Below are 21,275 nucleotides of genomic sequence, written 5' to 3'. Positions count from 1 at the left end.
ACTTTTTATACAATATGTGTTATAGTTAAATATAACAACAAAACATTGGGGGTGATTGTAAATGTCCAGGTACAATTATTTGTTAAAGCTTGTCTTTGCAGCTGTTTTCGGTATTTCGGCTCTTTTTATACCTTCCTTCTTTTTGAAAATCATTTTCTCGACAGTTGCGATTGTTTTTCTGGCTCTTAACCTGAAAAGCTTTAAAATTTTGTTTGTTATTTTAGCGGTAGTTTTATTTGTGATACCAGCAAGTATATTTTCTTATTTTATAGACTCGCATATAGATTGGGATAATTTATGGAATAATATTTTCAACTGGGAAGAATATAACCAAAACGGTTATAGCTACAATTCTAATACTGAAGAAATCCAACCTGATATCTACATAGAAAGGGCTGAAAATTTACAAATTGAAGGAATAAATTATGAAATAATTTTTGATGAAACGTCTGATCAGATCTACATTCCTAGTCAAATTAATCGTATGAGAAATGAAGATACTTTAACTTTAACATCAGACGTTCAAGATCAAAAATATATCATAGTAATTGGCTCAAAAGTACCCTACAAGAACATAAGAATAAACTCAACAGGTTTAAATGTAGTAGGGAATTTAGAATTAGAAAATTTTGATTTAAATACCACTGGGCTTGATTTCAATGTAACACTTGAAGCGAGTAATCTTTCGATAAATTCTGCAGGTTTAAGTTTAGGTGGTAATGTACACGTAGACCAAGCTGAAATTAATGCATCAGGGATTAGTTGGCATGGCTTAGTAGATGCAAGTGAGTTAACACTAAACGGTGCTGGTATGGAAATTGATCTCTCAGTAATTAACGCAGAACATATTTATATTAACGGCGCAACATTGACAGGTACCATAAAATACATGGATAAATGGGTAGGTACGAGGTATTTATCAATTAAAGGGGCTTATGGTGATCTAGAACTTCTAGAACCTTCGGATAATGAAGGAAGGTTAAAGCTCGATACCCAAGGCAGAATTAAGATCAGAAGAAAAAAATATTGAAAGGGTTGTAAATATGCTGTATGAAGTAGATAAACACAGTGGGATACCATCTTATTTACAAATAATGAACCAAATAAAAAAGGAAATAATTATGGGAAATCTAAAAGAAGGTGATCAATTACCACCTGTTAGGGAGTTGAGTACAGTTTTCAAAGTCAACATCAACACGATTTTAAAAGCTTTAGACAAGTTAGAAACATCAGGATACATAGAAGCCCAACATGGAATAGGTTTTTTTGTTTCAAAGAATATAGATTTAAAAAAAGGCATTGTTGATGAGATTAGAAATTGTGTAGAAAAATTAAAAAAGGAAGACATAGACTTAGAAACTATAAAATTAATTTTGGAGGAGGTTTGGAAAGATGGTCAATTTTCTGAATAAGTTGGAAGTTTATTTTCAAAAAGAGTTTACTGAAAAAAGTGGAAGAATATTTATATTCTCTTTGATTTTTTTATTTTTCATAACCTTTGATATACCGTTTTTAACGTTATTTTTCATATTCCTTTTCCTTACAAACATGATCGGACATGATTTAAGAAACGGAAAGTTCTCCCTTATAATATCCCTTCCTTATTCATACAGAGAGGTATTTTTCTCATCTTATGTACTTTCCCTACTATTGATAGTTATACCTAGTTCTATCGGGCTAGCCTTTTTTAACTTTGGAAGTTTGTACTTATCAATAGCACTTTTAAAGATCTTGAGTGTCATAATATTTGCAACGGCTTATTTTGCCATTATTATAATCTCTGTTACATTAGGGGGAGATACATTTGGAATACCATTTTTGATATTGATCGCTGATTGGATACTTGGGAAAATTGGTTCCAGTTATGCTGTAAATCCCTACAAATATATTAGCCCGTCGAACCAAGGAAATGTTTGGGCAAGTTTGATATTTTCTGTGTTTCTTTTACTCTTATCTTTATATCTGTTTGAAAAAAGAGGTGTACAAAAATGATAGTAGAAGTGAAAGACTTAGTTAAAAGTTTCAATTCAAAACCGATATTGAACAAGATCAATTTTAATGTAAATGAGGGTGAAATCTTTTCTCTAATAGGTCCCAATGGTGCAGGGAAAACAACAACTTTGAGATGTCTATACGGGGAGTTGAAACCAAACAACGGTGAGATAAAGCTTTTTTCTGAAAAAATAACCCCTAAGATAAAAACAAAGGTTTCAGTAATGACAGAAGATAGATTGACATTTTCTAATTTTAAAGGAAGTGATTACCTGAAAATTTGGGGTATGTTGTATCCTAACTTCAATGAGGAAACATTTTCTAATTTTGTTTTACATTACAACTTCGACATAAACCAAAAAGTGGAAAGATATTCAATGGGTATGAAAACATTGTTTTATTTGGCACTAACAATATCCAGTAACGCCGATCTTTTGCTCTTAGATGAACCAACTCAGAACCTTGATCCCGTTATAAGATCGGAGGCTTTAAAAATTTTAAGAAATTATGCAAATGAAACGAACAAGACGATAATCATATCTTCTCACGAAATATACGAACTCGAGGAAATATCGTCATCTTTTGCAATTATAAAAGAAGGTAAAATATTATATACAGATGATATGGATTCTGCTAAAGAAAAGCACAGGATGATAAGAAAAGGTGAACCTATTCCAACTGGTGAAGTTGTATCTAACTTTGAAGAAGAGGTGTTGGTAAAAACTGAAGAAGAGATTGGAAGATTTGCGACATTTAACGAAATTGTTCTTGGATATTTAAGAAGTATCCAAGCTTTCACCCCTTTTGAAGTTAAAAAATAACGGTTCTATTTCTCCCTTTTCAAAAAGACAAAAACAAAGAATGGATGCTTTTCTGACAATTTTTCCCCATATGATATAATATTATCAGAAACTAGAAAATAAAAGGGGATGAATCTGATGAAAGTCAAAGAAATAATATTTATAGTAGAAGAAGACCCAGAAGGTGGATATAATGCAAGGGCTTTGGGAGAATCAATCTTTACAGAAGGATCAACCTTAGATGAGCTGAAAGAAAATATTAAAGATGCTATAAAATGTCACTTTGATAAAGAAGAAGATGTTCCCGATATTATAAGATTGCATATTGTAAAAGAAGAGACATTCAAATATGTCTAAAATTCCAAGAAATATCTCAGGAAAAGAATTAGCAGATCTACTTCGAAAATATAATTATAAAATTTTAAGAAAGACAGGAAGCCATTTAAGATTGAATTCCGAATATATGGGGTATTCGCATAACATAACCATACCTGATCACAAATTTCTTAAAATAGGTACGTTAAATAACATATTAAGAGATGTCTCAGAATACTTAAAAATCACGAAAGAGCAGCTGGTAGAAGAAATTTTCAAAAAATAAAAAATTCTTTTCTAAACCTAAACAACCAGTCTTTATCACTTGAAGAATTTGAAATTAAAGATAAAACTACATTTGCAAAATTGATCGCAAAACTAATGATAGAATCAAAAAAGACGCCCAAAATGGGCGTTTTTCAATTAAAAATTGCCGATAATTTCTACAAACTCTTCTCTTTCTTCCCCTTCAAAAACATAAAAAGAAATAGCAGAAAGTTTTTTACCCAATAGCAACAAAAATATAAAATAAAATTTACTTCAAAAGCCCTTCCTTTGGAATGTTAACACCACTTGAAAATTCTGTATTTTTTCTAAATTTCATTATATCATAATTCTCTTATAATAACTAAAAGAAAGACAAATGCATTACATCTGATAAAAACCATCGTAAATAATTTTAACATAAGTATTTTTCGACCGATCTCTGTAATACTTTATTAATGTATATTTGAATCCAATTAAAAAAACAGTTGAAAATCATATGGAAAAGTGTATAATAAAATTAGGAAGGATGAAAATTGCATGTAACAAGTGCTTTTTAAAAAAATCAAAAGATGGTCAGTTGTAAGCGTTGTGGAAGAAGTAGGGTAAATGCTTGGTTGGGGTTTCATAATTATTAAAATGGTTGTAGTGAAAGATAAGAACTTTAAAATTATTTCAACAAGCAAAAAAATCAGAAGAATAAAAAAGAGGGGAAATAAAAGGAAGGAAGTAAAAAAGGAGAGGAGGTTTAATGAAAATGATTATTGAAAAGAGGATGCTGTTATTTGTTCTTTTATTCGTGTTTACCGCTTTTAGTGTTCGCAGTTTATTTGCTAACGAAACAAAGGAAGAAAAGGAGAATATGTTTATGAATATTTCTCCATCTCATACTTTGTCTCTTACTTTAGCCGTTGATAATCCTTCTCCAATTACTGATGCATTTTCTTTTTATGATAATAAGTTTTATGTTTACTCAGATCCAGATAACCTCCTTGTGGAAAATTTTATCGAAATCTACTCAGTTATCAAACCTGATAATTATGCACCACACAGTATTGCTCACACATTTCCGAAAGAAGAATATCAAGATTACGAATTAAGTAACTTAATCTTTGTAAAATTAGGATGGATACCAGGTGAAGGTTCAGAGTACTTTGTTGGTTATTCGGAAAAAATAAAGGAAGTAGTTGTTTTCTCTTTAGAGGGGGATTTAGTCAATACAATAGACGTAGGAATTGATTCAAAAAATGACTTATTACTTTCCCCGCCTACTAATGTATTTATTCAAAATGGATCTTTAAAGAAAGAAGATTTTTGGCTTATCGATAAAAAGAAAAATGAAATTATCATGATGACGATCTCAGGTGAGATTATTTCTTCATTTCCTGCAACAGGAGGAATAAAATACGAGGGTATAGATGCCCGACAATTTGAAGAAGTTTTAACTTTTGAAAGAAGTTTATTTGTTAGAGATTCTTCAAACCATATTTTTCAATACATTTACCCCCAAGGATTTTTTAAGGCAATATTTGTAGAAGAATTGAAAGATGATGAGATTATCAGTTTTGCTATCGATTCATTAGGGAATATCTTCATACTTTACCATTCTATATCAGACAACAAGCTTAAAATGGCTGTACTTGTTGAAGAAGATGATGGAAAATATTCAGCTAAAATATTTCACGAGGAACCATTTACAGAGGAACCGATAAAATTGCTGGCGCACAGAGGATTTTTAATATTAGTTACTAAAGAAAACTACCAGATATATCAAACTTTACCAATAATAGAAAAACTAAAAGATGAATAACAAAAATACAAGAAATAAAATATTTGGTTCATATTCATATGCAACCTTTTTTAGTTGGCAGTTTACTTTGTTGGTTATTGCTATGATACCGTTATATTACTGGGTATTAAACCATTTCAATAAAAGGGTATTAGATGCTTCAAAGAAGGAAAGAAAAGAATACAGTAAGGTCATGGAAAGTCTGAGAGAAAAGATTGAAGGGATAAATATTATAGAAACGAGATAGTTTTGAAAAACATAAATCTCACCGTTGGAAAAAACGAAAAGATAGCGTTGGTAGGAACGAGTGGATCCGGCAAAAGTACAATGGTGAGTTTTCTATATGCGTAAGAGAACTAATTTTATTATTAAATGGAGGGATGAAGGATGGTAAATGCTTTTGTTGCAAATTTCAAGAAAAATTTTATTGAAATGAAGAGATATTTTTTTGACACAGTTTCTTCATTCATAATACTTTTCATCATCTTCTATCTTATATTTTTTGGATTTAAGATAGCAAGTGGACCTAATTTCGGAGATACCATAGATGGAATCATTGTGAGTTATTTCATGTGGATAATGTTTTTAGCTTCGTTCCAAGGTGTTTCATACTGGATAATTCAAGAGGCAGAAAGAGGAACTTTGGAACAACTGTTTATGTCTCCAGTAAAATTTGAGTTTCAAATGATTTTTCATGTGATAAGTGATTTTTGTATAAACGTTCTAATGATAGTACCTTTAATGTATTTAGCAGCTTTTACAACAGGAAGAACTTTGAATTTCGACCTTTTTACTCTCCTCTATTTAATTATTCTTGGTTCTATTAGTGCGGTTGGTGTCGGTTTAATTCTGGGAGGAATGGCTTTGATATTTAAAAAGATTTCTTCATTCATTCAAATATGTACTTTTGCTTTCCTAGCAATTTTAATGTTTGAAGTTGATGCTCTTTGGTTTGAACTTTTGCCAATGGTAAAAGCAACAGGGATGATGAGAAGAATGGCGGTTACAGGAACAAATTTTTATCAGTTCCCTATTCAAGACCACGTTATTTTGTGGATAACTGCAGCTTTATTTCTTTTGGTAGGAATAATTATATTCAGGGGTTTTGAAAAACGTGCCATGGTTAGAGGAACTCTGGGACAATATTAAAGGGTGGTGAAATAGATGAACGTTATTGAAGTTAATGATTTACTAAAAAGATACCCACAAAGAACTTCAAAAGAAATGCTTACAGCAGTAGATAAGATTTCCTTTCATGTAAAAGAAGGAGAGATCTTCGCACTCCTTGGCCCAAATGGTGCAGGAAAAACAACTACTATCAAAAGTATATGTGGCCTTCTTGTTTTCGATGAAGGAAAGATAAAAATAAAAGATTATGATTTGAAAACAGAAAGGTCTAAAGCTCTTAAACAGATAAGTGTAGTTTTGGAAGGGAGTAGGAACCTTTATCACAGGTTAACCCCAATTGAAAATATACAGTATTTTGTTGGGATCAGGGGGAAAAAGATATCGAAAAATGAAGCCTTAGATATTTTAGATTTTTTGGGAATTAAAGAAAAAGCCAACGAAGTGGTTTATACACTTTCAAGGGGAATGCAGCAAAAAACAGCCCTAGCTGTTTGTTTAGCAGTGGATACTGATGTTCTGCTATTGGATGAACCTACTCTTGGACTCGACGTAATTTCTAATGTAGAATTTAGAAGATTGTTAACAAACGTGAAAGAAAGAGGAAAGAGCATTTTACTTTCTACTCATGATATGGCATTAGTTGAAGAAATAGCGGATAGAGTTGCGATAATAAACAATGGGAAAATAGTTGTGTGTGAAGATAAGAAAAAGCTAATGGATGTATTCAGTGCAACAGGTTACAAGATTAAAGTAAGATCAGAAGATACCTTAGAAAGAGAACTTGATAAAATTGGCATTACAGAATTGACAAAAGAGAGTAACGTTTACGACCTTACAGTTGACTTCAAAACATCTTCAGAATTATATGAGGTTATTGATTTTTTCAAATCACGTAATGTAGAAATAGTGAGCATAGAAAAACAAATGGTGAATTTCGAAAAGATATTCATTTCATATACTAATGGGAGTAACAGTTGAATCGAATTCTTCTTTTATTTGAAAAACAGAGAAAGTAGGATGAAAGCTTTGTTGTTAATCTACATGACAATGAAAACGAAATATTGGATATAGTTACTCAAAAAGGTAATGTGTATCTTTTGTCAGAGAACGGCTTAGTGTATTTCATAGATTCAAGGAGAAATGGAAATATTCGTATTAGATGAAGATCTGAATATAAGATTATATATAAATAGCCCAAATTTGCTCTACTATCCGAAGTTTGCCTTTGATAAAAATGTAAATGCCGATGGGAAAAATATCCTCTACATATACAACCACAGGGACCTTAAGAGATATTTCTTTGAGGTTTCTCTACCATAAAAAATAAAGAAATAGGAAGCTTTTAAACCATTAAAAAAGTTAAAAGAGAAAAGGAAATATGATGGAATAAAATACGATCGAATGTGGGATATTGTTAGGAGCGGGGTGAAAGAGCCCTAAAGAAGGGTTAGAGATTCTGAAATCAGTAATAAATATTATATGAGGAGTGTGGATTATGAGTGTGAATTTTATTTACGATCAAGTAGAATGTGTCCTGAAAATATTAGGAAAAATGCATAATAACGAGGCTATCACACAATCTGATTGGGAAGATTTATTTTTAAGCAAAGGATATCAGTGGTTAGCAAAAAGAGACGATGATATGTATGAAAAATTAAAGATAAAAGAAACTAATGAAAGTGATTTTAAGTCATTTTTGCTGGGTGAGGGTCAAGTTAGTAAATACGAAAATTTTTTGAGATCTCACGGGATCTCCAAATCCAGTGATATAGAAAGTTTTATACTTGAAAGACCTCTGAAAGATTACGAAAATTTTTTGAGAGCTTATAAGTTGTTTAAATCAATCGATATAGAACGTATTATTCTTGATACCAAAAATTATCTTCCGAAAGATGCAAAAATTGAAACCTATATTATTCCTGTTATAAAACCTTTAAATAATAGCTTTGTACATACAATTGAAAATACGTTAGTTTTGTTTTTGAATTTAACACCGGATATCTCAAAAGAAAAAATGGAAAATACTTTGATACATGAACTACATCATATTGGCTTTGCTAACGTTCATAAACCTGAAAAATATAAATACCTATCAAAGCAAGCACAAATGCTAATAGAATGGACGACTGCATTTGCCGAAGGATTTGCAATGTTGGCAGCTGCTCGCGGCCCTGATAATCATCCAAACAAGTATTACAAAATCCAAAAAGAATTGTGGGATGTTAATATAAAAAGATTTAATGAAGATTTTTCAAAAATAGAGGATTTTTTGTTAAAGATATTAAATGAAGAGTTTCCTGATAATGAGGAATTATATAAGGAAGGTTTTGAATTAATGACAAATAATGGGGGACAAGGTTCATGGTACACAGTTGGTTGGAAAGTTTCTGTAGTGATAGAAAAGGTTGAAGGAAAAGAAAGACTACTTGAATGTATGTCAGATTTAACCAAGTTATATTCAACGTACAATGAAGCAGTAATTACGTATAACAAGAAATATAATGAAGAATTGAAAAGTTGGTCCCAGAAGATTATAGATGCTTTAAAAATGTGAATCGTATTCTATATAAAACAAAGGTAAAAAATTATAAATACCTATGTAGTAATGTATATAGGATAATAAGCGGCTACATATACATTCTGATGTAACACAAAAGCTACATTGAAGGGAAAGTAGGGAAGGGGTGAAATAGTTATAACGATAGCGGAAAAATTGAGAAACGAAGGTAAACTTGAAGAAAGAAAAGAATTTGCAATTAGATTACTAAGCAAAAGAGTCGGTAGACAATTAACCGAAGAGTTAAAAGATAAGATGAGGAACGCAGACGAAAAAATTATAGATTACATAGAAGAGTAAATGTTTGATTGAAGTATTTACTTTATGTGAAAAAAACAACATATGAAAAAATTTACAAGATTGAAGGAAATAATTAGAATTTTTTTCGAAGGAAAAGATTATCAGGTTAGAAATTATTTGGAAGATATTTGTGGAGATTGTGAAGATCTGTGGTTTTGTTCACGCTGTATCAGCAGAGGACTTATGATAGCAAGAGAAAAAGGGGGGAATTGTAGATGGTATCAAAAAACAAAGGAACACTTATCTCTGTTAAATCTTTAACAAAGGAACTTGGTGGTAACAAAATACTAAAAGGTATAACCTTCGATGTTGTAGAGAATGAGATTTTGGCGTTAGTAGGTCCCAACGGAGCAGGAAAGACTACAACAATAAGGTGCCTTACGGGGATCTACAACCTTGGTAAGGATCAAATAATCAAAAAAGATGGCTTAACCATCGGGGTGGTTTCAGAAAAGGATTTGCTCTGGGAAAAAGAAACGGGATGGAAAAATATCGAAATATTCAGAGAATATCTCGGCGGAAAACTATCAAATGACCAAATAGAAAGCTATGCAAAGTATTTAGACATCTCAGAATTCTTACCAAAAAAGGTTCATACTTATTCAAAAGGAACAAGAAGGAAGTTTTCTTTTATTTTAGGACTTTTAAAAGATCCAAAGCTTCTCATACTAGATGAACCCATGAGTGGTTTGGATCCTGTTTCCAGGATAAAGATGAGGGAGTTAATATTTAAACTCAACAAAGAAGGAAAAAGTATATTCTACACCTCTCACGATTTGGCCGAAGTGGAAAAGTTAGCTCACAGGGTAATGCTGATGAAAAAAGGGGAAATAGTGTTGGATAACTTAAAAAGCGATATATTAAGTAATTACAGAAACTTAGAAGAGTTATTCTTAGAAAAAGTGGGGGTGCATATAGATGAAGAAAATAATGAAATATAATTTTAGAATGCTATTAACAAGTTTTGTTAACTTCTATTTTCCGGCAATTTTATTGATAGCCGTAATAACTTTTACGCTTTATGGCTTTGTAAATGAAGCACCTAATGAGGCACCAGAGTTTATTTTCAATAGAATATTTATTCTTATGGCTTTATTTATGTACACGATAGGAGCCATCTTGATGCTCAGAAATTTAGTTATACCAGAAAAAACAACAGGTAGAATAGAACTTTTACTATCGAATGGCTTTGAAATACAACCTTATCTGTATAGCTCTATTATTGTTGGTTGGATAGTTATGGAAGTTGAATTGGTATTAATGTTCACCATTCCAAATATTATAACAAGTATGTTTTTTGAAAAAAGCTTTTTTACTGGTTCACTCTTTAAAATAAGTATATTCGTCTCCGTCTTTGGTTTTGGATTGCTTTCTATTATGTATTATCTAATTTTTAGAATCCGAAGAATAAGTATAATCAATAACTTGTTTTTTATAATAGGATTCATAGTTATTTTTGGTGGCAGTTATTTGACTTCATTGTTTCCTGTGACAGAACAGTTCAACGATATAATTTTATGGATACTGTTAGGAGCAGGGATATTTTTATTTTTCTACACAGTAGTAGCGGGAAAAAAGATAACAAAAGAGACTGTAGTATTAACGATTCCAGATTGAAGGGAGTTAAGAATAGAGTTTATATAGACAATTAGAGATAAAAAGATTTTCAATTGGTTTATTTTCATAAAAACCAAAGGTAGTGTTAAACTTGAAGTCAAGCAAAGTTAACACTACTTTTTTTCTATTTATTTATATTAATAGTAAAATTGAGAGAATAAAAAAGAATCTATCTAGGGGGGTGAATTAAAATAAATATTCTGATTAAAAATTGTAGGATTGTTGATGAAGAAAAAGATTCATTTGGGGATTTGTACATTAAAGATGGAAAGATAGAAAATTATGGCAAAGAATTGAATTACGATGCTTATACTATAGATGCAAAAGGTTTGGTTGTTATGCCAGCATTTGTAGATATGCATGCGCACTTTAGAGATCCTGGTTATACTTATAAAGAGGATTTACATTCTGGTAGTTTAGCAGCGTTGAAAGGCGGATACACATGTGTGAATCTAATGGGTAATACCAATCCTATATGCAGTGATATGAAAGTTGTTAATTATGTGTTGAACAAAGCTAAAGAGTTAAATTTGATCGATATTCACCAAACGGTTTCTATCACAAAGAACTTTGATGGAAAATCTTTAGAACATTTGGATTATATAGATAATAATGTGAAATTTATATCTGATGATGGAAAAGGTGTTCAATCAAATTTAACTATGTATTTGGCGATGGTGAAGGCAAAGGAGAAAGGGTTAACTATCATAGCACATGAAGAAGACAATGAAATAGTAACGATAAACACGAGACTTTCCGAAAACTTGATGACTTTTAGAGATATATACCTTGCGAAATTGACAGGTGCTTGGCTTCATTTAGCCCACGTAAGTACGAAAGAGGCAATAGAAGGTATAAGAAAGGCGAAAAGAGAGATACAAAATCTTACCTGCGAAGTTACCCCCCACCACTTAGCCTTATACAATTACGATTACAAAGTAAATCCTCCAATAAGAGAAAAAGAAGATGTTTTGGAAATAATCAAGGGAATAAAGGATGGAACTGTAGATATTATAGCAACTGATCATGCCCCTCATTCTATGGAAGACAAAGAAAAAGGGGCACCTGGTATCTCAGGGTTAGAAACTGCTTTCCCCGTTTGTTATACGAAGTTGGTAAAAAGTGAAGAAATTACACTGAATCGCTTATCTCAACTTATGTCTTCAAAACCAGCACAAATGTTAGGGGTTAAAAAAGGAAAAATACAAACAGGATACGATGGTGATGTAGTTATTGTAGATCTAGAAAAAAAGGTTAAAATCAACGAAGACGAATTTTTATCCAAAGGTAAAAATACACCTTTTAATGGGATGGAATTTTATGGAGAAGTTATAGCAACAATTCGAAAGGGAGAGATCAAATACAAAAAGGGGAGTGTCAAATTTGATAATAGATAGATTATTCAACGAGGTTGAAAAAAAGGGGAATGTTTGTGTCGGATTGGATACTCATTTAGATTATATACCGGTTAACTTAAAAGAAAAGTATCAAGATATTGATGAAGTTTTGTTCGAATTCAACAAAGAGATAATAGATAAAACACATGATTTAGTACCTGTCTATAAATTACAAATAGCATATTATGAAGCATACGGCATAAAAGGTCTTTTAGGGTATAAAAAAACGATAGAATATTTAAGAAGTATAAAAAAGATAACAATCGGGGATATAAAAAGAGGAGATATTTCATCCACCGCTGAGATGTACGCTAAAGCTCATTTTGAAGGGGAGTTTGAGGTTGATTTTATAACCTTGAATCCATATCTTGGTTTTGATACCTTAACACCTTTCCTTAAATACATTGAAAGTGGAGAAAAAGGAGTCTTCGTGCTTCTAAGAACATCGAATCCAGGAGCCAAAGACATCCAGTATTTGAAAGTATCTCCAAAAGATGAATATCTTTATTACATTATCGGAGACAAACTCAATGAAATAGGGGCTAAGTACCGAGGAAGTTGTGGCTACAGTTCAATAGGTGCGGTTGTAGGTGGGACACATGTTGAGGAAGCAAAAGAAATTAGAAATAGATACAAAAATATGTTCTTTTTGATTCCTGGATACGGTCATCAGGGGGCTACTGGGAAAGACGTTTCCCTTTATTTAAACAACGGTAATGGAGGCATTATCAACTCTTCAAGGGGAATAATTACCGCTTATAAAAACTACGAAGATGGGAACCAAAGATTTGCAGATTATGCCAGAAAAGCCGTACTTGAAATGAAGGAGGATATTGATAGTGAAAGAGGGGTATAGGGAAGTAGATATTTCCTCTAATACTGAAATCGCAAAAGATATATTCGAGTTGAAAGTTCAGATCGAATCCAACGACAGTATGGGTGATCCTGGACAGTTTTATATGCTGCGTAGTTGGGATCTGGATCCTCTTTTGTCTAGACCTTTTAGTATATGCAATGTAGAAGAAAGCGTTTTGACTTTCTTATACAAAGTTGTTGGTCGAGGAACAAATTACCTATCTAAACTAAAACCAAAAGATAAGTTAAAGGTTTTAGGTCCCTTGGGAAACGGTTTTAATTTGAATGTGAGTGGAAAGGTCGCTTTAATTTCAGGTGGCATAGGTATAGCTCCAATGATTTATTTGGCAAAAAAGTTGAATACAGGGATAGATTTTTATGCCGGATTCACAAATGAAGTTTATTATATGGACTACGTACAAAAGTATGTGGATAAGATCTATATAACGACCGAAGATGGTTCTACAGGTCAAAAAGGTTTCATAACGGATATCTTCAAACCAGAAAAATATGATGTTGTTTTCACTTGTGGCCCTTCTCCCATGATGAAAAAAGTAGTTGAAAAATGTGAAAATAAGATTCCTGTTTTTGTCTCTATGGAAAATATCATGGCTTGTGGTATGGGGGCATGCTTGGGATGCAGTATAAAGACAAAATCTGGGATGAAAAGGGTATGTAAAGAGGGGCCTGTTTTTAAGGGAGAGGAGGTATTTTTTGATGATTGATACCAAAGTAAACATTGCTGGGGTAGAGTTTAAAAATCCAGTAATAGCTGCTTCTGGGACTTTTGGTTTTGGTAGAGAGTTTTCAGAATACTTTCCCATCTCTAAATTAGGTGGATTATCCACCAAAGGGCTAACTTTAAGACAAAGAGAAGGAAATAAAGGTGTACGGATTCATGAAACCACAGGCGGAATAATGAACAGTATTGGCTTACAAAATCCCGGCATAGATGCATTTATTGAAGAAGAGCTCCCTTTCCTAAACAGTCAAGATACGGTGATAATTGCCAATGTTAGTGGAAATACGATCGAAGAATACGTTATTTCTGTTGAAAAACTGAATCAAACCGAAATAGATATGATAGAGTTGAACATTTCTTGCCCCAACGTAAAAGAAGGAGGCATTTCTTTTGGTACCAAGGCGGAAATAGCTAACAACGTTGTAACACAAGTTAGGAAAGTTTGCAAAAAGCCCCTCATGGTAAAATTATCTCCAAGTGCTGAAAATATAGTTGAAATGGCTGAAAGTTGTGTTGAAGCAGGAGCGGACGCACTATCACTTGTAAACACTTTTCCTGCCTTAGCGATAGATATAAGCAAGAAAAAAGCCATCTTCGATAATATAACTGCGGGTCTATCTGGACCTTGTATCAAACCTATTGCCTTAAGAATGGTGTATGAAGTTTCAAAAGCTGTTGATGTTCCTGTTATAGGTCTTGGTGGAATTATGGATTATAAAGATGCTATTGAATTCATAATGGCAGGTGCGTGGGCTGTGCAAGTAGGTACCGCTAATTTTATCAATCCCAAGGCTTGTGTTGAAATAATTGAGGGTATAGAAGAATACATGAAAAAAGCAAGAATTTCAACTTTAGAGGAAATAAGGGGGATCATTTAAGACTTAGACATTGGAATTTAAAATACGTTGAAATTTAACCAATTATGGATATTCTACTTTAAATTTTAAGAGTTGTTTAATGTACTTCTTTTTGTACAAATTTTCTTGACTTAAAGTTGACTAATATGGTAGAATTTAAAAGTAAGATATATAAAAAACAAGATATCAGATTAGAAGGAGGAAAAGTGATGTCAGCTCTTTTAGAAATACAGGATTTAAAGGCAAAAGTTAGAGATGAAGATGTTGAAATATTAAAAGGCGTTAACTTAGCTATAAATAAGGGTGAGATACATGCGTTAATGGGTCCAAATGGGTCTGGAAAATCTACATTAGCCCATGTTATTATGGGGAATCCAAAGTACCAAGTTACCTCAGGAGATATCTTATTTGAAGGGCAATCTATTTTAGATCTTTCTACAGATGAAAGGGCTAAATTAGGTTTGTTTATGTCTTTTCAGACTCCTGAAGAGGTTGAAGGTATAAAAATGAGACAATTTTTGATTAATTCTTTTAGAAACATTCATAAAGAAGATAAAATTACACTATTGGAATTGAATAAAGTAATTTCTGAGTTATCTCAAAATTTAGATCTCAACGGAGAATTTCTTGAGAGATATATCAATACAGGGTTTTCTGGTGGTGAAAAGAAAAAAAGCGAAATACTTCAAATGGGTTTTCTCAAACCAAAATTGAGTATATTGGATGAGATAGATTCTGGTTTAGATATTGATGCCTTGAGGATAGTTGCAGAAAACATCAACAGAGTAAAAACTGAAGATATGGGCATATTGCTGATTACCCACTATCAAAGAATCTTGAATTTTGTTATTCCAGATTTCGTGCACATATATATCGATGGGAAGATAGTTAAAACTGGATCAGAAGAATTAGCTAAAGAGATAGAGGAAAGCGGTTACTCAACGTTGGAGCAAGAAATGGGAATAACTATTTCTGAGGAGTGAAATTATGGCAAAAAATGAAAATGTTAACATAGAAGATTTGTTGGTAGACCAGAGCAAATTCGATTTTAGAAATCCAGAAACGTATGCCTACAAAACTATTCCAGGTTTAAACGAGAAGGTAGTTCAGGAAATATCTGAACAGAAAGAAGAGCCTGCCTGGATGAGAGACTTACGTTTAAAATCTTTACATATATTTGACACATGGAGAGATCCCCGATTCGGGGTTGATGTTTCTGACTTAGATGTAAGTAAAATAGTTGCATACATTAGGCCAAAGGCGAAAAAGTCTACATCGTGGGATGATGTTCCTGCCGAGATAAGGGATACTTTCGATAAATTAGGAATACCAGAGGCAGAAAAAAAAGCTTTAGCTGGTGTTGGAGCGCAGTACGACTCGGAAATCGTTTATCAAAATATAAAAAAAGAGCTTGAAAATTTGGGAGTTATATTTTTAAATATGGAAAGTGCCGTCAAAGAATATCCGGATCTGGTTAAAGAATATTTCATGAAGGCAGTTGCCCCTACAAACCATAAGTATGCCGCTTTACATGGTGCTGTGTGGAGTGGAGGTACATTTTTATACATTCCAAAAGGTGTAAAAGTACCCTTGCCACTTCAAGCCTATTTTAGGATGAATAACCCGGGAATGGGTCAAATGGAGCATACGATAATTGTTGCCGATGAAGGTAGTGAGGTGGCATTCATAGAAGGCTGTTCTGCACCTTATTATGAAATAACAAACCTTCATGCAGGTATGGTAGAAATATACGTAAAAAAAGGCGCCAGGGTAAAATATGCAACGATTCAGAATTGGAGTAAAAATACATACAATTTGAATACAAAAAGAGCGATTGTTGATGAAGATGGTATAATGGAATGGGTATCAGGTTCTTTGGGGAGTCATAAAACGATGATATACCCATCTTCAATACTCAAAGGCAAAGGAGCGAAAACGGAAACTAAGGCGATCACTTATGCTGGGCCAAACCAGCATATGGATTCAGGTTCAAAAGTTTTCATGTTCGCACCATATACTAGCGCAAATGTTGATGCACGAAGTATAAGTATCGGTGGTGGTTGGGCTTTTTACAGAGGATGGTTGAAGATAGGAGAAAACGCCAAAGGTGCGAAAGCTTCGGTATCTTGTCAAGCCTTGATGCTTGATAACGAATCTAAAAGTGATACCGTGCCTCTTATCGAAGTTTACACTGATGAAGCGGATGTTGGACACGAAGCGCGTATAGGTAGAATCAAAGAAGAGCAGATTTACTATTTGATGAGTAGAGGGTTAAGTGAAGCTGAGGCTAAAGCCATGGTAGTTAGAGGTTTTGTAGAGCCTTTTGCAAAAGAGCTTCCATTAGAGTACGCTATCGAACTGAATAGATTAATTAATTTAGAAGTAGAATCAAGCATAGGATAACCATTTTGACTGAAATAGTTATAACAAGGAGTGAACAACCATGGAGACAATTTTTGAGAAACCTATAGATATGAGGCATAAAGATCTAAAAGCGGTTGAATGGCAAGTTCCTCAAATTACACCAAAAAGAGATTACGGGGATTACGAATTTCAAGCATCATTGGAACACATCTCTAATGAAATGTTAAAAACATTCAAAAATTATAGATACGAAGCTTACAAAAATTGGGGTTTCCCTAAATGGAAAAGGGCTAAATTAAATGGGTATGAACCAGATAAATACGTTTCCTTTGTCCCTGTTAGCACAACAGGGAAGATATTAGGTTTGAATGGAATCGACCAGGATGGAATAGAAATCTTAGCCAAATACGACTTTGAAGGTGCTCATAGGAAATTTTTATTGATGGCTGAAGCTTTTTCTAATACTGGTTTTTATCTAAAGACTAACGAAGGAGAAGAAAGAGAACCGATTACTTTGACGTATGACTGGAAGTTCCCAATTTATGAGACCTCAGTTTATAACATAAGCCCATTCTCTAAAGCCACAGTAATTAGGTATTTAATGCCAAGCAAAAATGAAAAGTTATTTAGAACAACTTCAAATAGAATAATAGTGAAAGAAAATGCTTCTTTAGAGCTGATAAATATAAACTTATGTAACAACGACAGTATAAACATTGATAACACACTTATTGAAGTACAAAAAAATGGAAAAGTTGAAGTCATAGATCTAAATATTGGTGGAAGAATTACCTCACCTCATATTGTGTTTAGACTTGCAGGAGAAGGCGCACAGGCTCATTTGTTCCCTTATTTTTTGGGAGATGAGGATAACGTTATTGACATGCTTTATTTAATGAGGTTCTATTCACCTGAAACAACTGGGGCAATTGATGCCAAAGGCGTTATAAAAGACAAAGCAAAGGCGATATTCAGGGGTTTCTTAGATTTGAAAAAGGGTGCAAAAGAGGCTAATGCATCCGAATCAGAGTACACTTTAACCCTTTCTGAAAAAGCCAAAGCCGAAGCGCTCCCCAGTTTGTTGGTGGATGAAAATGAAGTAAATGCCGCACATGCTGCTACAGTAGGTTCTATTGAAAAGGAAAAATTATATTATTTGATGACTCGTGGATTCTCGTTGGAAGAAGCTAAAAAGTTAATCTCTTCAGGTTTATTTGAATCTGCCATAGATGGAATTAAAGTATTCGATGAAGGGATGAGTCAGGTGGTAAAAGATGTTATCTTCCAAAGAATATGAGGAGATATTTCCAGCTTTAAAAAGAAAAATAAACGGGCATAAATTGATCTATCTTGACAATGCTGCCACGACATTAAGACCAAAGGAAGTTATGGATGCTGTAAATGAATACAGCCTCAACCATCATGCCAACGTCCACAGATCAACACATACCTTAGCAGCTGAAGCTACTCAGTATTATGAAGATGCAAGGAGTAAAGTTGCAAATTTCATAAACGCTGAAGCCAAAGAAGTTATTTTCACAAAAGGTGCGACTGAATCTCTTAATCTTATAGCATATTCCGTTGCAGTTTCAAATATTTTGCAATCTGATGACGAAATTTTGATATCTACAATAGAACATCATGCAAACTTTGTTCCTTGGCAGCAGATATCTAAAATTTTTAATTTAAAGATAAAGTACTATTCCGCAAAAAATGGAATTTTTGATTTATCTGATTTTCTCAAGCATGTTACCAACAAAACTAAGTTAGTAAGTATTACCGCTTTGTCAAATGTAACCGGTCAACTTATCCCAGTTAATACTTTAGTAAAACAGCTTAGAAATATTAGACAAGATATAATTATTGTTGTGGACGGTGCCCAAGCTGTACCACACATGCCTATCGATGTGAAGAATATGGATTGTGACTTTCTAGCCTTTTCCGGCCATAAGATGCTCGGACCCACAGGAATAGGTGTTTTGTATGGAAAAAGAAAGTATTTAAATATGATGACCCCTTTTTTGTTTGGTGGAGAAATGATCGATAAAGTTTCTACCGATGGGACTACTTTTAACGTGTTACCTTACAAATTTGAGGCCGGAACTCCAAACGTTGATGGAGCGGTAGGATTGGCTAAAGCCATAGAAATACTTGAAAGTATTGGCATGGATAATATTCAAGACCACGACAAACAACTTACCTTATACGCATTAAAAAAATTAAAAGAGTTGGATTTTTTAGAAGTATTCGGCCCCCAAGATGAAACACAACAGTCAATAATATCCTTCAATATCAAAGGTGTACATCCACACGATGTAGCTCACTTGTTGAACGATTTAACTGGAGTAGCAATTAGAAGTGGTCATCATTGCGCACAGCCATTGATGAAAGAGTTTGGTACAACCGCCACGTGCAGGGTAAGCTTCTATTTGTATAACGAAGAAGAAGATGTTGATAAATTATGTGAAGGATTAAAAAAAGTTTGGGAGTGGTTGAAATAGGTTTAGAAGAACTTTACTCTGATATAATATTAGATTATGCAAAAAATGAGAGGTACAAAAAAGAGATAAAAAACGCTAAGAAAGCCGAAGGAAAGAATTTATCTTGTGGAGACGAGATAACCCTTTATTTGAAAGTAGAAGATAACATAATAAAAGAAATTACTTTCACAGGACATGGTTGTATTATAAGTCAGGCAAGTGCTTCGATGATGTGTGAATACCTTGAAAGAAAAACAGTAGACGAGGCAAATAAAATTTTTCAAGAAATTATTAAAATGTCACAAGGCAAAGAATTTGATAAAGAATTAGTAGATGGGATAGAAATTTTTTCTGATATCTCCAAATTTCCTATGAGAACCAAATGTTTCACCCTCGCTTGGCATACGTTGGATGAAGCACTCAATGGGGAAAATGTGTAAAAAATGCGCCTATAATTGGTGCAACCCCAATAAAATTTAAAAAGCCGCCTCGTCGAGGCGGCTTTTTCTTAACTTTCCACAATATCTTTTAATTGAGCTACTCTGTTAGGATGTCTCAATTTTCTCAACGCCTTAGTTTCTATCTGCCTTATTCTTTCCCTTGTAACGTTGAAGAACTGTCCAACTTCTTCTAAGGTCTTCTGTTTACCATCTAAGAATCCATACCTCATTTTCAAAACCAATGCCTCTTTAGAATTTAAAGTGTCAAGGACTTCCTCTAACCTTTCTTTCATAATCATTTTTTGAGCTTCTTCTTCTGGTGTTGTTTCATCGGTACTTATAAAATCTCCCGTTTCTGATTCTTCATCATCACCATTACCGCTAGAAATAGGTGAATTTAAAGAAAGTACATCTTTTGCACTCATTAGGATTTCATTAATTTTATCTTCTGGTTTATCTAAAATTTCTGCAAGTTCTTTTGCTGAAGGATAATCTCCGTTTTCTTGTAAATACTCTCTGATAACTTTGTTCATTCTGTTTATAGTTTCGACTAAATGGACGGGGATTCTAATAGTTCTTGCTTGATCGGCTATGGCTCTAGTAATTGCCTGCCTAATCCACCATGTTGCATAAGTAGAGAACTTAAAACCTTTCCTCCAGTCAAATTTGTCTACAGCCTTTATCAATCCGATATTTCCCTCTTGGATCAAATCTAAAAAAGTCAACCCTCTACCCGTGTATCTTTTGGCTATACTGATAACTAACCTTAAATTTGCCTTTATCAATTCATCTCTGGCCCTTTGATCACCTTTTTGAGCTCGTCTTGCTAGTTGTCTTTCTCTTGAAGGACTTAAAAGCTCAACTTTGCTTATTTCTTTGAGATATATTTTTATAGGATCACCTAAGGAGATATTGTCATACATTTTAAGCTCTGTATCTGAAAATAATTCTTCAATTTCTTCATTTTCATATTCCGTTTCATTTAAGGCATCCTGCTCTTCTTCAACTTCTTCTTCTAAAATTTCTATTCCTTCTGATTCCAAAGCATCGTAAATCTTTTCAATGTAGTCACTATCTATTTCGTCAGCTACATTTGTAGGAATTGCATGATCGATATCGGAATAAGATAACTTATTGCCATTTTTTTTTGCTTTATTTATTAATAATGAAATAAAAGTGTCTACTGATTTTACTTTTTCCTTGGATTTTTTCACTTTAACTTTAACAGTATCACCGTCTTTTTCAGATTCTTCAAAATCAATATTCTCTATTCCTCTCATGATTTTTTTCTCTTCTTTTTCACTTATTCTTTTGCTGCTCACTTCATTCCCTCCTTTCATAGAAAAAAGGCACTACACAACACCCTTAAAATTAGAAA

General features: G+C 33.1%; 27 protein-coding genes. 26 read left to right on the top strand and 1 reads right to left on the bottom strand.

Features of this window, described 5'->3' with window-relative positions; translation table 11 throughout:
- Nucleotides 1–61: 61 nt before the first annotated feature.
- The 26 genes from X927_RS00515 (at nucleotide 62) to sufU (ending at nucleotide 19,897) form a co-directional block, all read left to right on the top strand.
- The gene (locus tag X927_RS00515; RefSeq protein ID WP_103076173.1) at nucleotides 62–1,030 is read left to right on the top strand and encodes an energy-coupling factor transporter transmembrane component T family protein; all 969 of its coding nucleotides are present in this window, start codon (nucleotides 62–64) and stop codon (nucleotides 1,028–1,030) included.
- 13 nt (nucleotides 1,031–1,043) lie between these two features.
- Nucleotides 1,044–1,412, top strand: a complete 369-nt coding sequence (locus X927_RS00510; RefSeq protein WP_103076172.1) for a GntR family transcriptional regulator — start codon at nucleotides 1,044–1,046, stop codon at nucleotides 1,410–1,412.
- Nucleotides 1,393–1,992, top strand: a complete 600-nt coding sequence (locus X927_RS00505) for a hypothetical protein (protein ID WP_103076171.1) — start codon at nucleotides 1,393–1,395, stop codon at nucleotides 1,990–1,992. Before X927_RS00510 ends, X927_RS00505 begins: the two co-directional genes overlap by 20 nt.
- Complete coding sequence (locus X927_RS00500; protein WP_103076170.1) at nucleotides 1,989–2,813, top strand: ABC transporter ATP-binding protein; 825 nt, start codon at nucleotides 1,989–1,991, stop codon at nucleotides 2,811–2,813. The genes X927_RS00505 and X927_RS00500 overlap by 4 nt, the downstream gene beginning before the upstream one ends.
- A 117-nt stretch (nucleotides 2,814–2,930) precedes the next feature.
- Nucleotides 2,931–3,149, top strand: a complete 219-nt coding sequence (locus X927_RS00495) for a type II toxin-antitoxin system HicB family antitoxin (RefSeq protein ID WP_103076169.1) — start codon at nucleotides 2,931–2,933, stop codon at nucleotides 3,147–3,149.
- Nucleotides 3,142–3,393, top strand: a complete 252-nt coding sequence (locus X927_RS00490) for a type II toxin-antitoxin system HicA family toxin (RefSeq protein ID WP_103076168.1) — start codon at nucleotides 3,142–3,144, stop codon at nucleotides 3,391–3,393. Before X927_RS00495 ends, X927_RS00490 begins: the two co-directional genes overlap by 8 nt.
- A 587-nt stretch (nucleotides 3,394–3,980) precedes the next feature.
- The gene (locus X927_RS10130; RefSeq protein ID WP_169925076.1) at nucleotides 3,981–4,139 is read left to right on the top strand and encodes a hypothetical protein; all 159 of its coding nucleotides are present in this window, start codon (nucleotides 3,981–3,983) and stop codon (nucleotides 4,137–4,139) included.
- A complete protein-coding gene (locus tag X927_RS00485; protein ID WP_245855430.1) occupies nucleotides 4,129–5,181 on the top strand; it encodes an NHL repeat-containing protein in 1,053 nt (350 codons plus the stop codon). The genes X927_RS10130 and X927_RS00485 overlap by 11 nt, the downstream gene beginning before the upstream one ends.
- Entirely contained in the window at nucleotides 5,174–5,407 is a 234-nt protein-coding gene (locus X927_RS00480; RefSeq protein ID WP_103076166.1) for an ABC transporter transmembrane domain-containing protein, read from the top strand. Before X927_RS00485 ends, X927_RS00480 begins: the two co-directional genes overlap by 8 nt.
- Nucleotides 5,408–5,409: 2 nt before the next feature.
- Nucleotides 5,410–5,511, top strand: a complete 102-nt coding sequence (locus X927_RS10360; RefSeq protein ID WP_281255656.1) for an ATP-binding cassette domain-containing protein — start codon at nucleotides 5,410–5,412, stop codon at nucleotides 5,509–5,511.
- 36 nt (nucleotides 5,512–5,547) lie between these two features.
- On the top strand, nucleotides 5,548–6,309 hold the full coding sequence (locus tag X927_RS00470; RefSeq protein WP_103076165.1) for an ABC transporter permease: 762 nt from the start codon (nucleotides 5,548–5,550) through the stop codon (nucleotides 6,307–6,309).
- A gap of 15 nt (nucleotides 6,310–6,324) precedes the next feature.
- Nucleotides 6,325–7,266 (top strand): ABC transporter ATP-binding protein, encoded by a 942-nt coding sequence (locus X927_RS00465; RefSeq protein ID WP_103076164.1) that lies wholly within the window; start codon nucleotides 6,325–6,327, stop codon nucleotides 7,264–7,266.
- A 162-nt stretch (nucleotides 7,267–7,428) separates the two neighbouring features.
- Entirely contained in the window at nucleotides 7,429–7,608 is a 180-nt protein-coding gene (locus X927_RS00460) for a hypothetical protein (RefSeq protein ID WP_103076163.1), read from the top strand.
- 175 nt (nucleotides 7,609–7,783) lie between these two features.
- Entirely contained in the window at nucleotides 7,784–8,842 is a 1,059-nt protein-coding gene (locus X927_RS00455) for a DUF5700 domain-containing putative Zn-dependent protease (RefSeq protein WP_103076162.1), read from the top strand.
- A 159-nt stretch (nucleotides 8,843–9,001) separates the two neighbouring features.
- Nucleotides 9,002–9,145: a hypothetical protein gene (locus tag X927_RS00450; RefSeq protein WP_245855429.1), complete on the top strand. Its 144-nt coding sequence runs from the start codon at nucleotides 9,002–9,004 to the stop codon at nucleotides 9,143–9,145.
- A gap of 215 nt (nucleotides 9,146–9,360) precedes the next feature.
- Nucleotides 9,361–10,086, top strand: a complete 726-nt coding sequence (locus X927_RS00445; protein ID WP_103076161.1) for an ABC transporter ATP-binding protein — start codon at nucleotides 9,361–9,363, stop codon at nucleotides 10,084–10,086.
- Nucleotides 10,064–10,762 carry a hypothetical protein gene (locus X927_RS00440; protein WP_103076160.1) on the top strand — a complete coding sequence of 233 codons (699 nt, stop codon included), beginning with the start codon at nucleotides 10,064–10,066 and terminating at the stop codon, nucleotides 10,760–10,762. The genes X927_RS00445 and X927_RS00440 overlap by 23 nt, the downstream gene beginning before the upstream one ends.
- A 191-nt stretch (nucleotides 10,763–10,953) precedes the next feature.
- Nucleotides 10,954–12,159 carry a dihydroorotase gene (locus tag X927_RS00435; protein ID WP_103076159.1) on the top strand — a complete coding sequence of 402 codons (1,206 nt, stop codon included), beginning with the start codon at nucleotides 10,954–10,956 and terminating at the stop codon, nucleotides 12,157–12,159.
- A complete protein-coding gene (gene pyrF / locus X927_RS00430) occupies nucleotides 12,146–13,015 on the top strand; it encodes an orotidine-5'-phosphate decarboxylase (protein WP_103076158.1) in 870 nt (289 codons plus the stop codon). The genes X927_RS00435 and pyrF overlap by 14 nt, the downstream gene beginning before the upstream one ends.
- On the top strand, nucleotides 12,999–13,739 hold the full coding sequence (locus tag X927_RS00425; RefSeq protein WP_103076157.1) for a dihydroorotate dehydrogenase electron transfer subunit: 741 nt from the start codon (nucleotides 12,999–13,001) through the stop codon (nucleotides 13,737–13,739). The genes pyrF and X927_RS00425 overlap by 17 nt, the downstream gene beginning before the upstream one ends.
- Nucleotides 13,732–14,634 (top strand): dihydroorotate dehydrogenase, encoded by a 903-nt coding sequence (locus X927_RS00420; protein ID WP_103076156.1) that lies wholly within the window; start codon nucleotides 13,732–13,734, stop codon nucleotides 14,632–14,634. The genes X927_RS00425 and X927_RS00420 overlap by 8 nt, the downstream gene beginning before the upstream one ends.
- Nucleotides 14,635–14,822: 188 nt before the next feature.
- Nucleotides 14,823–15,596, top strand: a complete 774-nt coding sequence (gene sufC, locus X927_RS00415; protein ID WP_103076155.1) for a Fe-S cluster assembly ATPase SufC — start codon at nucleotides 14,823–14,825, stop codon at nucleotides 15,594–15,596.
- Between the two features lie 4 nt (nucleotides 15,597–15,600).
- Nucleotides 15,601–17,016: a Fe-S cluster assembly protein SufB gene (gene sufB, locus X927_RS00410; RefSeq protein ID WP_103076154.1), complete on the top strand. Its 1,416-nt coding sequence runs from the start codon at nucleotides 15,601–15,603 to the stop codon at nucleotides 17,014–17,016.
- 40 nt (nucleotides 17,017–17,056) lie between these two features.
- Nucleotides 17,057–18,274 carry a SufD family Fe-S cluster assembly protein gene (locus X927_RS00405; RefSeq protein WP_103076153.1) on the top strand — a complete coding sequence of 406 codons (1,218 nt, stop codon included), beginning with the start codon at nucleotides 17,057–17,059 and terminating at the stop codon, nucleotides 18,272–18,274.
- Nucleotides 18,252–19,478: a cysteine desulfurase gene (locus X927_RS00400; RefSeq protein WP_103076152.1), complete on the top strand. Its 1,227-nt coding sequence runs from the start codon at nucleotides 18,252–18,254 to the stop codon at nucleotides 19,476–19,478. The genes X927_RS00405 and X927_RS00400 overlap by 23 nt, the downstream gene beginning before the upstream one ends.
- Nucleotides 19,466–19,897, top strand: coding sequence for a Fe-S cluster assembly sulfur transfer protein SufU (sufU, locus tag X927_RS00395; protein ID WP_245855433.1), 432 nt, complete (start codon nucleotides 19,466–19,468; stop codon nucleotides 19,895–19,897). The genes X927_RS00400 and sufU overlap by 13 nt, the downstream gene beginning before the upstream one ends.
- Before the next feature lie 68 nt (nucleotides 19,898–19,965).
- Here the strand turns inward: sufU and rpoD are convergent, their stop codons facing one another.
- Entirely contained in the window at nucleotides 19,966–21,177 is a 1,212-nt protein-coding gene (gene rpoD / locus X927_RS00390; RefSeq protein WP_425440359.1) for an RNA polymerase sigma factor RpoD, read from the bottom strand.
- Nucleotides 21,178–21,275 lie beyond the last annotated feature (98 nt).

The sequence above is a fragment of the Petrotoga mexicana DSM 14811 genome (genome assembly GCF_002895565.1).
GTDB classification, from domain to species: Bacteria; Thermotogota; Thermotogae; order Petrotogales; family Petrotogaceae; genus Petrotoga; species Petrotoga mexicana.
This window is presented reverse-complemented; position numbering and strand designations above follow the sequence as displayed.